At 49.0% G+C, this 13,591-nt stretch carries 11 protein-coding genes; 9 read left to right on the forward strand and 2 right to left on the reverse strand.

Features of this window, described 5'->3' with window-relative positions; translation table 11 throughout:
* Positions 1-4: 4 nt before the first annotated feature.
* Entirely contained in the window at positions 5-1,135 is a 1,131-nt protein-coding gene (gene proB, locus KDK17_RS11100) for a glutamate 5-kinase (RefSeq protein ID WP_257274524.1), read from the forward strand.
* A gap of 80 nt (positions 1,136-1,215) precedes the next feature.
* Here the strand turns inward: proB and KDK17_RS11105 are convergent, their stop codons facing one another.
* Both KDK17_RS11105 and rpsT read right to left on the reverse strand, forming a co-directional pair.
* The gene (locus tag KDK17_RS11105; RefSeq protein ID WP_257274525.1) at positions 1,216-2,427 is read right to left on the reverse strand and encodes a hypothetical protein; all 1,212 of its coding nucleotides are present in this window, start codon (positions 2,425-2,427) and stop codon (positions 1,216-1,218) included.
* 143 nt (positions 2,428-2,570) lie between these two features.
* Positions 2,571-2,837, reverse strand: a complete 267-nt coding sequence (gene rpsT, locus KDK17_RS11110; protein ID WP_257255220.1) for a 30S ribosomal protein S20 — start codon at positions 2,835-2,837, stop codon at positions 2,571-2,573.
* 285 nt (positions 2,838-3,122) lie between these two features.
* On the opposite strand from rpsT, the gene murJ reads away from it, so the two are divergent.
* The 8 genes from murJ (at position 3,123) to KDK17_RS11150 (ending at position 13,554) form a co-directional block, all read left to right on the forward strand.
* On the forward strand, positions 3,123-4,706 hold the full coding sequence (gene murJ, locus KDK17_RS11115; protein WP_257255219.1) for a murein biosynthesis integral membrane protein MurJ: 1,584 nt from the start codon (positions 3,123-3,125) through the stop codon (positions 4,704-4,706).
* 180 nt (positions 4,707-4,886) lie between these two features.
* On the forward strand, positions 4,887-5,810 hold the full coding sequence (gene ribF, locus KDK17_RS11120; protein ID WP_257255218.1) for a bifunctional riboflavin kinase/FAD synthetase: 924 nt from the start codon (positions 4,887-4,889) through the stop codon (positions 5,808-5,810).
* 167 nt (positions 5,811-5,977) lie between these two features.
* Positions 5,978-8,815, forward strand: coding sequence for an isoleucine--tRNA ligase (ileS, locus tag KDK17_RS11125; protein WP_257255217.1), 2,838 nt, complete (start codon positions 5,978-5,980; stop codon positions 8,813-8,815).
* 231 nt (positions 8,816-9,046) lie between these two features.
* Complete coding sequence (lspA, locus tag KDK17_RS11130) at positions 9,047-9,541, forward strand: signal peptidase II (protein WP_257255216.1); 495 nt, start codon at positions 9,047-9,049, stop codon at positions 9,539-9,541.
* A gap of 96 nt (positions 9,542-9,637) precedes the next feature.
* Positions 9,638-10,117 (forward strand): peptidylprolyl isomerase, encoded by a 480-nt coding sequence (locus KDK17_RS11135; protein WP_257255215.1) that lies wholly within the window; start codon positions 9,638-9,640, stop codon positions 10,115-10,117.
* 3 nt (positions 10,118-10,120) lie between these two features.
* Positions 10,121-11,065, forward strand: coding sequence for a 4-hydroxy-3-methylbut-2-enyl diphosphate reductase (gene ispH / locus KDK17_RS11140; protein WP_257255214.1), 945 nt, complete (start codon positions 10,121-10,123; stop codon positions 11,063-11,065).
* Positions 11,066-11,153: 88 nt separating this feature from the next.
* Positions 11,154-11,753: an ANTAR domain-containing response regulator gene (locus tag KDK17_RS11145; RefSeq protein WP_257280466.1), complete on the forward strand. Its 600-nt coding sequence runs from the start codon at positions 11,154-11,156 to the stop codon at positions 11,751-11,753.
* Positions 11,754-12,177: 424 nt separating this feature from the next.
* The gene (locus KDK17_RS11150) at positions 12,178-13,554 is read left to right on the forward strand and encodes a CmpA/NrtA family ABC transporter substrate-binding protein (RefSeq protein WP_257280467.1); all 1,377 of its coding nucleotides are present in this window, start codon (positions 12,178-12,180) and stop codon (positions 13,552-13,554) included.
* The last annotated feature ends 37 nt before the right edge of the window (positions 13,555-13,591 follow it).

The raw sequence follows: 13,591 nt of genomic DNA on the forward strand, positions 1-13,591 counted from the left end.
TAGCATGAGTGAGCGTAGCAGACTGAAAACAGCCCGGCGCTGGGTGGTCAAAATAGGCAGCGCCCTGTTAACGGATGAAGGACGTGGTCTGGCCGTTGAACAGATTGATGGTTGGGTTGATCAGTTGTGCGAACTGCGTAGACAGGGCATTGAGCTGGTTCTGGTATCATCCGGGGCGGTAGCGGCAGGTATGGAAAAGCTTGGGAAAAAGCAGCGGCCGAGTGCTCTGAATGAGCTTCAGGCTGCTGCTGCTGTGGGTCAGACGCGACTGGTTCAAACTTGGGAAAGCAGTTTTCAGAGGCATGATGTTCAACCAGCCCAAGTGCTGCTGACTCACGCTGATCACAGTAATCGTCAACGATATCTGAATGCTCGCAGTGCCCTGAGGACGTTGCTCGATATGGGGGTGGTGCCCGTCGTTAATGAGAACGATACCGTTGTGACCGATGAGATTCGATTTGGTGATAACGATACCCTCGGTGCACTGGTGGCCAATCTGGTGGAGGCCGATGTTCTGGTGATTCTGACGGATCAGAATGGTTTGTATACAGAAGATCCTCGTAAAAACCCCGCTGCGAGATTGATGAATGAGGCCAGAGCCCTTGATCCTGTTTTGGATGCTATGGCGGGTGGTGTCAGCGGTCGTCTGGGTCGCGGTGGTATGCAAACCAAGCTTCGGGCAGCTCGTCAGGCTGCGGCTTCTGGTGCGGCAACAGTCATCGTCGGTGGGAAGATTGAGAATGTCATCCGTCGTCTTTTTGAGCAGGAAGTTCTGGGTACTTTGCTCACGCCGGATCATGAACGAATGGCTGCTCGCAAGCAGTGGTTGCAGGGGCATATGCAGACTTCAGGTAAGCTGATGCTGGATGCGGGTGCAGTGAATGTGCTTAAAAATCAGGGCAAAAGCCTTCTTGCTGTCGGGGTAAAGGCTGTAGAGGGGCGCTTCCTCCGCGGGGAGATGGTGGCCTGTGTCGATGAGTCCGGCCATGAAGTGGCTCGTGGTTTGATCAATTATGGTTCAGATGATGCCAGGAAAATTATTGGTAAACCCAGTCACAGGATTGGTGAATTGCTAGGTTATTCGGGAGAGCCTGAGCTTTTGCATCGAGATAATATGGTGCTTGCAGGGCATTGAGCCAGTTATGGGGTCTATGGGACCAGATCGTAACTTATTTTGAAAGTAGACTTCATGATCTGATCCCGGTTTTCACACTTTTATTCCTGTTTGTTTTTTCTCCACAGAAAGGATGATGCTTTTGCCAAGTGTTTGCCCAGCCAGGCAGTATGGCTGGCAATCAATCCTGATTGTTTGGCAGCCCAGAGAATCAGGAAAAAGTTGGAGGCGACAAATTTTTTGCCGTAGTAAGGCCAGTTTTTGGCACTGATGGCGCTGTGTTTCCTATTGTATTTGAAAATGGGGATACAGTCTTCCAGAGGGGAGCCTGTCAAACTTTCAAAGATAATGTTAAAGGCAGCCTGACCAAATGAAACACCCAGAGCGCTTCTTGCGCCCATGCCTAAATATTTGGCCGCTGCCATTTTGATGGAGCTGAAGGTAAATGCAGAGACTGCGACTTGTTGGCTCAGAACAGCCCATGAGGTGGTTGCTACAGTGTTATAATCTGTGCCTTCCGTGTGTAACTTCTGATACTCCTCTTTTACTGTCTCTAAAGCATAGCCTCCGGTATCCCAATCGTCTTGAAACTCGGCGCCCTTGTTTTGTTGGTAAAGAAGGTTTGCCTGAGCAATGATGCCGGCGGTATTCAGTGTCAGGATGGTCAGTGAATTCCAGATGCCTGTTTGGTGAAACGAAATACCCAGAGCGAGTGCCATAACGTAGTAAATGGTGTATTCAGAGGCACCGGCTGCACCGAATGCCAGAGGTGGAAGCAGGAGGAGCATGCCGGTATTTTTGCTCATATAATCGCTGATTCCACTATTGGTCAGGCCGGAATCTTTTTGTTCGGAGGCTTGAGCATTCCTGGAGTCCATGAAAACCTCTTTTGCGTTCTCCATGGCGATAGTTCGGTAAAGGAACTGATTGTCGCCCCTGGCGAATGTCTCGAACGACGCATGAGTCTTGGTAACAGCATCTGCGATCTTCCGGAAGAACTCATGATCGCTTTCGGTCGGAGTAGGGTGATTGCCAATTTTGGCTATCTGCATGATCTTTGTGATCTCGCCGGTGCAGACGACTTTTGGAAGTGTGGGGTAATCAGACACCGTCTCTTGTACGATTGCAGCAGCCTCGACGGGGTTTATTTTGTAGGCGAATTTGGCTATTCCCATCTCGGTAATTACCTCAGTCGATGTGCCTTTTGGGGCGCAAAATACCAAAGTGAATTCCTGTGGAGTGGGCGTCGCATAAGAGAGCGTTGCTGTCAGGCAGCTGAAAGCGAGCAAGAGTAACGAATAAACATACCGCATGATTAAGATCCTCGTTGAGAGGGGGTAGAAAGAAACAATGCGGAAGTATAGTTGTGAATTTAAAGTTTCAATTTGTAAAGGCATAAAAAAAGCCGGTAAAAAACCGGCCTTTTTGTAATGCCCTTGCTACGCGGGGCTAACAATTATGCAGACAGAGCTTTGATCTGTGCATTCAGGCGGCTCTTGTGACGAGCAGCCTTGTTTTTGTGGATGATGCCTTTGTCGGCCATGCGGTCGATCACTGGCACAGCCGCGATGTATTCAGTTTTAGCCAGTTCAATGTCTTTGGCTTCGATGGCGCGAACTACTTTCTTGATGGAAGTACGAACCATGGAGCGCAGGGAAGCATTGTGATTACGACGCTTCTCAGCCTGACGGGCGCGCTTCTTGGCGGATGGAGAGTTAGCCATTTGTGGTGCTCCTAAGAATCTTGATTAACCGTTTGCACTGTCTTTAAACAGGGCTGCTTCGGGCACCCTGTTGGGAGTATGGTGTTTGCCGCGTCACCGACGAATCCCCCGGGCAAGGGCTTCACCAGTGCCATACCCATACAGTCGAGTCGCGGAATCATGCCTATTTGAACAAGGGTTGTCAATAAGGCTTCTTGACGCTTTGGCACGCAAACCCGCATCATGCTGTTATTAACTTTGACAACTCAGTACTATCGCCAGTTTTTGATCGTTTGAGCAACCTGAATGTCCATAGAGAACCTATCAGAGAGCCCTCAGAAGAGTGAAGATGAGGATAAAACGCCCGGTTTGTTGAGATCGAGTGTGGTTGTGGGAATGATGACCATGCTTTCCAGAGTGTTGGGGTTGGCCAGAGATGTAGTCATTGCAGGGTACTTTGGTTCTACTTCGTCAGCAGATGCATTCTTTGTAGCCTTCAAGATTCCAAATTTTCTTCGTCGGCTGTTTGCTGAGGGCGCTTTTTCCCAGGCATTTGTACCAGTGTTGTCAGAGTATCGTAGTAAACGCAGCTTTGAAGAGGTGCGCTATCTGCTCAGTCGGGTCAGTGGTACCCTGACGGTTTTGCTGCTGCTGGTGACTCTGGTCTGTATGCTGGCCTCTCCCCTTTTAATCCGCCTGTTTGCTCCGGGTTTTGTTGATTACCCTGAAAAGCTGCTGCTGGCTGAAGAGATGCTGAGGATTACTTTTCCCTATCTTTTGCTGATATCGCTGACTGCTCTGGCGGGCTCCATACTGAATAGTTACAACCGGTTTGCGGTACCTGCCTTTACCCCGGTCCTGCTGAATCTCAGTCTGATTGGCTCAACTGTCTTCCTGTCGCAATGGTTTGATGAGCCTGTCATGGCTCTGGCCTGGGGGGTTGTGATTGCCGGTGTGTCACAGTTGTTGCTGCAAATTCCTTTTTTACTGCAGATTCACCTGCTGCCTGCCCCCGGGTGGGGACATAAGCACGAAGGTGTGAGGCGAATCGTAAAACTGATGATTCCGGCGTTATTCGGGGTATCTGTCAGTCAGATCAACTTGTTGCTGGATACGGTGCTGGCATCTTTTCTGGAAACCGGAAGTGTTTCCTGGCTTTATTACTCTGACCGCCTGTCAGAACTGCCGCTGGGTGTTTTTGGTATCGCCATTGCCACAGTGATTCTTCCGAGCCTCTCTCGCAAGCATGCTGATGACGCCGGAGATCAGTTTTCCAAAACCCTGGATTGGGCTATTCGTCTTGTCCTGTTGATTGGCGTTCCAGCGGGCATTGCGCTGTTCATATTGTCAGAGCCTCTGCTGGCAACATTATTTGATTACGGTGAGATGCAGAACCGGGATGTGGTGATGGCGGGTATGAGTCTGCGGGCTTATTCTCTGGGTTTGATCGCCTTTATGTTGATCAAGGTGCTTGCGCCAGGCTACTTTGCCCGTCAGGATACCAAGACTCCGGTCAAGATTGCCATTATCGCGATGGTGGCCAATATGGCTCTTAATCTGATGTTGGTTTTCTGGCTGAAACATGCTGGTCTGGCTCTGGCTACCACTTTGTCTGCCTTCTTGAATGCCGGGTTATTGTTGTGGGGGTTAAAACGTTCCGGAGTATTCACTCCTGAATCGGGGTGGTGGTTATTCTGTGGGCGTCTGATCTTTGCCAATCTTGCAATGGCGCTGCTATTGGTCTGGATGGCGGGGGAGGCTGTCTGGTGGTTGGATGCCACGCTCTGGCAGAGAGTGTCTGAAATGGCGAAAGTGGTTGGTGCCGGACTTGCTGTTTACGCAGCGGCACTCTTGGTCATGGGATTGCGCCCTGCTCAATTCAGACATTAAAGACCAGGGTCCGGCGGACAGCTTGTTATTGTCTGCCAGATTTCCTTTTAGCAGTTTCATGAGCGAAATATTCAATCCCGGAAAAAAGAGCAGCGATTTGATGAATATGGCTCTTAAGTCCATAACGCACCTGAGATATAATCCCTGCCTTTGCCAGCCTAACAGAGAATAAACCGCCCAATGCAGTTGATTCGCGGAATGCACAATATCAGACCGGAGCATCGCGCCTGTGTTGCGACTATTGGTAATTTTGATGGTGTTCATCTGGGGCACCGCACTATCCTGGAGACACTGCGGCAGCAAGCCTTCGAGTTGGGCGTCAGGGTCTGCGTGATCACTTTTGAACCTCAGCCCCGGGAATATTTTCAGGGCGGTCAGGCGCCGCCGAGGCTTTCCAACCTGAGAGAAAAACTGACGCTTCTGGAAGAGGCCGGTGTTGAACAGGTATTGTGCCTGCCTTTTAATCAGAAGCTGCAAAACCTTACGCCGGATGATTTTGTTATGAAGGTGCTGGTGGATGGGCTGGACATACGCTACCTGATAGTGGGAGATGATTTCCGTTACGGACTGAAACGGCAGGGAAATTTTGCGCACCTGAGAAAGATGGGCGATCAGTTCGGGTTTGAGGTGTGCGATACCCGAACGGTATCCATGGATATGGATCGTATCAGTAGTACCCGGATCCGTCAGCAGTTGGCGAATGTGAGTCTGAGTGCAGCAGAAAAATTGTTAGGGCGTCCCTTCACCATGATGGGGCGTGTTATCAAAGGTCGGCAGCTGGGTAGGCAGCTGGGTTTTCCAACAGCCAATATACGTGTCTGCAGGCGGACGCTGCCCATACAGGGAGTGTTTGCAGTCAGGGTGTTGTTCGATGGCCGAAGCCACGATGCGGTAGCGAATCTGGGTGTCAGGCCCACATTGGAGGCTAAGCGTGCCATGCTGGAGGTGCATCTTCTGGATTACCAGGGAGACCTTTATGGCCACACTCTGCGGGTTGAGTTTATTAAGAAAATCCGTGATGAGAAAAAGTTTGAATCGCTGGATGCCCTCAAGGCAGCGATTACCGATGATGTAAAAGCAGCAAGAAGCTTCTTTCATCAATAAGCCAGATTGAAAAACCTGTTTCATGAACGCTTAGATGGAACAGGTCGTGAGAAGATTGCCGGGAACGTCGTTCGGAACCTCCGAACGAGTTTCTTAAAACAGTTTGGGATGACGATTGATGGGCATGTGTGTCTGGCCCGCAAGACGTGTGATGATGAGATCCAACTATGACCGACTATAAGCATACATTGAACTTGCCGGAGACTGATTTCCCAATGCGTGGAAATCTGGCCAAGCGTGAGCCTGAAATGCTCAAGCGCTGGTACGACGAGGCGCTTTATGAAGAAATTCGCAAGGTATCTGAAGGTCGTGAAAAGTTCATTCTGCATGATGGCCCTCCTTATGCCAATGGCGATATTCATATCGGTCACGCGGTCAATAAAATCATTAAGGACATGATCATCAAGTCCAAAACCCTGAGCGGTTTTGATGCGCCCTATGTGCCGGGCTGGGACTGCCACGGTCTGCCGATTGAGCACAAAGTGGAAGGTATGCTGGGCAAAGCGGGTGATAAGGTTGATTTTAAAACTTTCCGTGCCAAATGCCGTGATTACGCCAGCAAACAGGTTAATGGTCAACGTGAAGACTTTAAGCGCATGGGCATTCTGGGTGCCTGGGATAAGCCCTATCTGACCATGGATTTCCAGACCGAAGCCGACATAATTCGAGCCCTGGGTAAAATAGCCGACAACGGTCATCTGGTGAAAGGTTATAAGCCTGTTTACTGGAGTGTGGCCGGAGGTTCTGCATTGGCTGAGGCTGAAGTGGAATACCAGGAAAAAACGTCCACCCAGATTGATGTGCGTTATGCCGCTCTTGATGATGCTGACCTGCTGTCTGCATTTGATTTTGACAGTGAAGAGCAAGGTGAAGGGGAGGTAGCTGTTGTCATCTGGACAACAACGCCATGGACTTTGCCATCTTCTCAGGCGGTGACACTGGGAGCTGAATTGGGTTATGCCCTGATTCAGTGTCAGGTAAACGGTCAGCCTGCACGACTGATTCTTGGCGAGCAGTTGGTTGAGTCAGCCATGCAGCGTTATGGCATTGAAGACTACACCATGATTGCCCGTAGCCCGGGCGTCCGGTTGGAAGGCAAAAAAGTTGCCCACCCATTCTACAAGCGTGAAATCCCACTGATCCTGGGTGATCACGTCACAACCGACGCTGGTACCGGCTGTGTTCATACTGCACCTGACCACGGTGTGGATGACTTTAATGTTGGTAAAAAATACGGCATTGGCACTCTGAACTACCTGGATGATGCCGGTGTTTATCGCAGCCACGTTGAACAGTTTGCTGGTGAACACGTTTACAAGGTTGATCCAAAGGTTGTCGAAGCGGTCGAAGGTAATGGTCGTTTGCTGGCTCAGGCCAAAATGGTGCACAGCTATCCACACTGCTGGAGAACCAAAACGCCTTTGATTTTCCGGGCTACACCTCAATGGTTTATCAGCATGGAAAAAGAAGGTCTGCTGAATACCGCCATGAAGTCACTGGATAACGTCAAGTTCACTCCGGACTGGGGCCGTAACCGTATGGAGTCCATGCTGGGTCAGAGCCCCGACTGGTGTATTTCTCGTCAGCGTACCTGGGGGGTGCCCATTGCTCTGTTTATTCACAAGGAAACCGAAGAGCTGCACCCGGATACTTCTGCCCTGATTGAAAAAGTGGCCTTGAAAGTCGAGCGTGAAGGTATGGATGCCTGGTTTGATCTGGAGCTTTCTGACCTCTTAACAGCGGAAGACGCTGAACATTACGTGAAGGTGACAGACACTCTGGACGTCTGGTTTGATTCCGGCGTCACTCATTATTCTGTGCTGGATCGTCGCAAGGGCCTGCATTCACCTGCAGATATTTATGTAGAGGGTTCTGACCAGCATCGTGGCTGGTTCCAGTCATCCCTGAAGACCGGTATTGCTACCAAAGGAGTGCCTCCCTATAAGCAGCTCCTGACTCATGGTTTCACGGTGGATGCCAATGGTCGCAAGATGTCCAAGTCTCTGGGTAATGTCATTGCTCCCCAGAAGGTATTCAAGTCACTGGGCGCCGATATTCTGCGCCTCTGGGTCTCTGCAACTGACTACACCGCAGAAATGACCGTATCTGATGAAATTCTCAAGCGTACGGCAGACAGCTATCGTCGTATTCGAAACACGGCTCGTTTTCTGCTATCAAACCTGAACGGTTTTAACCCTGAAACTGACACTGTGGCCCGGGACGATATGCTGTCTCTGGATCGCTGGGCAGTGGATCGAGCCATGAAATTGCAGGAAGAAGTCATTGACGCTTATGACAGCTACAATTTTCTGAATGTTTACCAGAAAGTCCATAATTTCTGCTCTCTGGATCTGGGCGGTTTCTATCTGGATATTATCAAGGATCGTCAATATACAACGCAGTCAGATAGTCTGGCGCGTCGAAGCTGTCAGACCGCTATGTTCCATATCGTTGAAGCGTTTGCCCGTTGGATAGCGCCTATCACCAGTTTTACAGCTGATGAGATCTGGCAGGCTATTCCTGGTCTGCGCAGCAAGTCTGTTCTGCTGGAAACCTGGTATGAAAACCTGATAAGTCTTGAGGGTGATGAGTTGGGTGCTGAATACTGGAACTCCGTCATGACCGTGAAACACGCTGTTAACAAGGCTCTTGAAGATGCTCGAAAAGGTGACCGTAATGAAAGTGTGATCGGTGGCGGACTTGAAGCAGAAATAACCTTGTTTGCCAATGAAGAACTGCTCGAAACACTGGGCAAGCTTGGCGATGAACTGCGCTTTGTCCTGATTACTTCCAAGGCTGAACTGAAGCCTCTTTGTGAAGCTATTAATGCCGTGGATACCGATGTTGATGGTCTGAAGGTGGCTGTTCGCAAGTCAGAGCATGAGAAGTGTGTTCGTTGCTGGCACCGTCGTGAAGACGTTGGCACTATCGAAGCTCACAAAACACTCTGTGGCCGTTGTGTTGATAATGTTGATGGTGAAGGTGAAGTAAGGAAGTTTGCCTGATTGATCATCATGAGTCAGAAATGCCCGATACAGTTCGGGCATTTTTTCACTCACTGGTGCTCCATTTTTTGACTGCAAGAACAGTCAACCAGAGAAGGAATACTAAGTTCCTCGAGTTATAGGCTTAGAGCTTTATCTTATATTTCGGTTTGTAACCATATCGACGTTTATACGACTCGGCATAAGATTTAACTGGGACTCACTAAGACAGATTAAAAGGGCCTCAACGGTATGAGAAAAAATTCCTGGGGAATGCTCCACTGGTTGTGGATCAGTGGAGTGGTTCTGATTCTGGATCAGCTGGTCAAGCATCGGGTAGTGGACAGTTTATATCTTTATGAGCAGGTGCCTGTCATCCCATCCTTTTTCTCACTGACTCTGGCCTATAATACCGGCGCTGCTTTTAGTTTTCTGAGTGATCAAGGGGGCTGGCAACGGTGGTTTTTTGTGGGAGTGGCATCGGTTGTCAGTCTGATGCTGGTCATCTGGCTTGCCCGAATGAAAAAAGATGAAAGATGGCAGGCATGTTCCATGGCTCTGATACTGGGAGGTGCACTGGGCAATCTTTATGACCGGTTCATGAATGGTTACGTCGTGGATTTCTTGCTGGTGTATTATGACGGCTGGTATTTTCCATCCTTCAATCTGGCGGATATGGCCATTACCTCCGGTGCTGCGATGTTGATTCTGGATATTTTCCGGCCTCAACACAACAGTCATAGCTGAAATTATATCGGACTGTGAGGCACCCGGAACCTCTTGGCTGACGGTTGCCATTGTCTGTGTATGAATGGATTTTTCGAAAGCGGGTATAGAAAAACAATGTCTGATGTTGTGGTAGGACCAGGAAAGCAGGTAACGCTGCACTTCGCCCTGAAACTGGAGGACGGGCAGGTGGTAGACAGTAATTTTGATGGCCAGCCTGCCACTTTTGTCGTGGGGGATGGAAACCTGCCTCAGGGTTTTGAGCAGGTGATCTATGGTCTGTCCGAGGGCGATCAGGGCAGTTTCAGAATTCCTCCTGCCGGTGCTTTTGGCATGCCCAATCCTGAAAATATCAGGGAATTTGCCAGGGACAGTTTCTCTGGTGACATGGCGTTGCAGGAGGGCTTGGTCGTTTCTTTTGCCGATGCGGCCAACTCTGAGCTGGCTGGCGTTATTACAGGTTTGACAGACAGTCATGTTCAGGTGGACTTCAATCATCCACTGGCAGGTAAAGAACTGTTGTTTGAAGTGAACGTTCTGAACATCACTCAAGCGGCTAATACACCAGAAACTCATACACTAGATAAAGAGTGCTGAGGTATGAAAATCAGGCTGGCAAATCCCCGGGGATTCTGTGCAGGCGTTGACCGGGCTATCGACATTGTAAACCGGGCTCTGGATGTTTTTGAGCCTCCTATTTATGTGCGTCACGAAGTTGTTCACAACAAGTTTGTGGTCGAAAATCTCAAAGAGCGTGGTGCCATATTTGTCGAGGAGCTTCATCAGATACCGGATGATTCTATCGTTATTTTCAGTGCTCACGGTGTTTCCAAAGCGGTCGAAGCAGAAGCTGACCGTCGAGGTCTGAAAGTCTTTGATGCATCCTGTCCTCTGGTCAAAAAAGTCCATATGGAAGTTGTGCGGTACTCCCGTGACGGCATGGAGTGTATTCTGATTGGTCATGATGGTCATCCCGAGGTGGAAGGTACCATGGGCCAGTACGACGACGCTAATGGCGGGAAGATGTACCTCGTTGAAACAGAAGACGATGTTCAAAAACTGGCAGTGAAAGATCCGAAACATCTTGCTTACGTGACTCAGACGACACTGTCCATGGACGATACTGCGAGGGTGATTGATGCTCTGAGAGTCAGGTTCCCTGAAATTAACGGACCACGTAAAGACGATATCTGCTACGCCACTCAAAATCGTCAGGATGCTGTGAAGGCTCTGGCATCGGAATGCGATACAGTCTTTGTGGTAGGTTCTGTGAACAGTTCCAATTCCAATCGCCTCAGGGAGTTGGCAGAAAGAACAGGTGCATCAGCTTACCTGGTTGATGGTGCTGATGATATTCAGCCTGAGTGGCTGGAAGGTAAACAAACTCTGGGTATTACCGCAGGTGCTTCCGCTCCTGAAGTGCTGGTGAAAGGTGTTATCAACCGACTGATTGAATTAGGCGCTGAAGAGCCGAAAGAGCTTGAGGGTGAAGAAGAGAATATTGTTTTCACTATGCCCAAAGAACTTCGGATCGTAGAAGTTTGATTTCTAAATGCTTAACTGAATCCTGATTGCTCTGGTACAGCCTTTGCTTATAAATAACCTGTGAATAGTTATCTTTTCAGGGAAGAGAATGTTGCAGGTTATGGATTCAGTGTTGTTGATTGGAGACCGTTCGTCTCGACTATCTGTTTTGAACCGCGCACTGAATGAGTTTGGTTATGAAGTCATTGAGCGACAAGAACAGAATGAGGACCTGCTGACCCTTGTCTCCAGCCTCTTGCCCGATATTCTGGTGATTGGTCTGGATAAACCTGCCCCTTCGCTTTTGGAAAAGCTCGCTTTGATCAGTAAGGCTTCTCCACTTCCTGTCGTCATGTTTGTAGAGCAAACCACCGAGAATATTGTCCAGCAAGCTATTCGATCCGGTGTTAATGCCTACATCGTGGCTGACCTTCAGCCACAACGCCTCAAAACTATTATTGACGTAGCCGTTGCCCGCTTTCAGGAATACCAGTCATTGAAAGATGAGCTGGTGCAGACCCGGAATCTTCTGGAAGATCGAAAGATATTGGACAGGGCTAAGGGTTTGCTGATGACCAGGCAAGGGATTAGTGAAGACCTGGCATATAAAAAGTTAAGAAAGATGGCTATGGATAACGGCAAAACTATGGCGGCTGTGGCCAGAAATGTCATTGATGTTTTCAACATGCTAGAAGAAAAAACGTCATGATCGGAGGGTTGCACGTTGTTGGTGCGCATTTTCACTGCGATGCACCAAGCTGAAATAAAATGAAAGAAAATTCAAAAAATAAGCATTGTTAGAGACTGAAAATAGTTGGCATTAAAAATGCTTAAAGTCAGCTACAACAATAAAAAATGTTCCTGCCAAGGGTGGCAGGAACAGACATTCACAACAAAGGCGTTGTGAAAGAGAGCAAAGGCGCTCACCGCTGTCTGGAAGAATTTCCAAGGCGCGGTGGGCGCTTTTTTTTTACATGGATGTACTGTGTCCCTGAAATGCAAGACGACAGGATATGGTTGTCAGAGCGAAGCAGGCGCCATAGCCGAGGAGCCATTTTCAGGGAGCGGTGCAGAATAATAAATCTTTAGGTAGCAGGGCTGTGAGCTATCAGTAGAGATGTTGGGAGTAATGAATGAAGTGGTTTAAACCCTTAAAGTCGGTCGCACTGAGTGCTCTGATTAGCGTCAGTGGTCTTGTATCGATGCAGGCAAAGGCTGAGTTGGGCTATCCAGAAAAAGAAGAGCTGAGGTTTGGTTTCATCAAACTGACGGACATGGCTCCCATAGCCATCGCCTACGAAAAAGGTTACTTCGAAGATGAAGGTCTGTACGTCACGATTGAAGCTCAGGCAAACTGGAAGGTCTTGCTCGATGGTGTGATCGATGGACGACTCGATGGCGCGCACATGCTGGCCGGTCAGCCTATTGCTGCGACTATGGGTTATGGGACTAAAGCTGAAATTATCACTCCGTTTTCCATGGATCTGAATGGTAATGGTATCACCGTTTCCAATGAAATCTGGAAACAGATGAAGCCAAATATTCCCAAGCGGGCAGACGGCAAGCCTCAACATCCTATCAAAGCCGATGCCCTGAAGCCGGTTGTGGAAAAGTACAAAGACGACGGCAAGCCATTCAACATGGGCATGGTCTTCCCGGTATCTACACACAACTATGAATTAAGGTACTGGTTGGCAGCAGGTGGCATTCACCCTGGATATTATGCTCCGCACAAGGGAGATACTTCGGGTCAGATTAATGCTGACGCACTGCTCTCTGTGACTCCACCACCCCAGATGCCAGCCACTATGGAAGCAGGCACTATCTATGGTTACTGCGTAGGTGAGCCCTGGAACCAGCAGGCTGTGTTCAAAAATATCGGTGTTCCTGTTGTTACGGATTATGAGATCTGGAAAGACAATCCTGAGAAAGTGTTCGGTATTACCAAAGCCTTTGCCGAGAAATATCCCAACACCACGATTCGTCTGACCCGTGCATTGATCCGTGCTGCCAAATGGCTGGATGAAAACAACAACGCCAACCGTCCTGAAGCCGTGAAGATACTTTCCCAGTCCAATTATGTCGGTGCTGATTACGATGTTATTGCCAACAGCATGACCGGGACTTTCGAATATGAGAAAGGCGACAAACGTGAAGTACCGGATTTCAACGTCTTCTTCCGTTACAACGCGACTTATCCTTACTACTCTGATGCGATCTGGTATCTGACTCAGATGCGTCGTTGGGGACAGATTCCTGAAGATAAACCCGATGCCTGGTACGTCGACATTGCCAAGAAAGTTTATCGTCCAGACATCTACGAAGCAGCTGCCAGGTCCCTGATTAAAGACAAACTGGCTAAGGTCAGCGACTTCCCGAACTTTGCTGAAGAAGACGGGTTCAGAAATCCACAGACTCACTTCATTGACGGTATCGTCTACAACGGCAAGAAACCTAATGAGTACATCAACAAGTTCAGTATTGGTCTGAAGCAGGGCGACAAGATCTGATTTCGTCTTGAATGGATCAGCCTGAGGGTTGATCCAT

The organism is Endozoicomonas sp. SESOKO2 (assembly GCF_024606245.1).
GTDB lineage: Bacteria > Pseudomonadota > Gammaproteobacteria > Pseudomonadales > Endozoicomonadaceae > Endozoicomonas_A.

Coding starts and splice junctions, on each gene's coding strand:
- KDK17_RS11135 (WP_257255215.1), top strand. CDS start 9,638: ATGTCTGATGTTGTGGTAGGACCAGGAAAGCAGGTAACGCTGCACTTC.
- ispH (WP_257255214.1), top strand. CDS start 10,121: ATGAAAATCAGGCTGGCAAATCCCCGGGGATTCTGTGCAGGCGTTGAC.
- ileS (WP_257255217.1), top strand. CDS start 5,978: ATGACCGACTATAAGCATACATTGAACTTGCCGGAGACTGATTTCCCA.
- lspA (WP_257255216.1), top strand. CDS start 9,047: ATGAGAAAAAATTCCTGGGGAATGCTCCACTGGTTGTGGATCAGTGGA.
- murJ (WP_257255219.1), top strand. CDS start 3,123: ATGTCCATAGAGAACCTATCAGAGAGCCCTCAGAAGAGTGAAGATGAG.
- ribF (WP_257255218.1), top strand. CDS start 4,887: ATGCAGTTGATTCGCGGAATGCACAATATCAGACCGGAGCATCGCGCC.
- proB (WP_257274524.1), top strand. CDS start 5: ATGAGTGAGCGTAGCAGACTGAAAACAGCCCGGCGCTGGGTGGTCAAA.
- KDK17_RS11105 (WP_257274525.1), bottom strand. CDS start 2,427: ATGCGGTATGTTTATTCGTTACTCTTGCTCGCTTTCAGCTGCCTGACA.
- rpsT (WP_257255220.1), bottom strand. CDS start 2,837: ATGGCTAACTCTCCATCCGCCAAGAAGCGCGCCCGTCAGGCTGAGAAG.
- KDK17_RS11145 (WP_257280466.1), top strand. CDS start 11,154: ATGTTGCAGGTTATGGATTCAGTGTTGTTGATTGGAGACCGTTCGTCT.
- KDK17_RS11150 (WP_257280467.1), top strand. CDS start 12,178: ATGAAGTGGTTTAAACCCTTAAAGTCGGTCGCACTGAGTGCTCTGATT.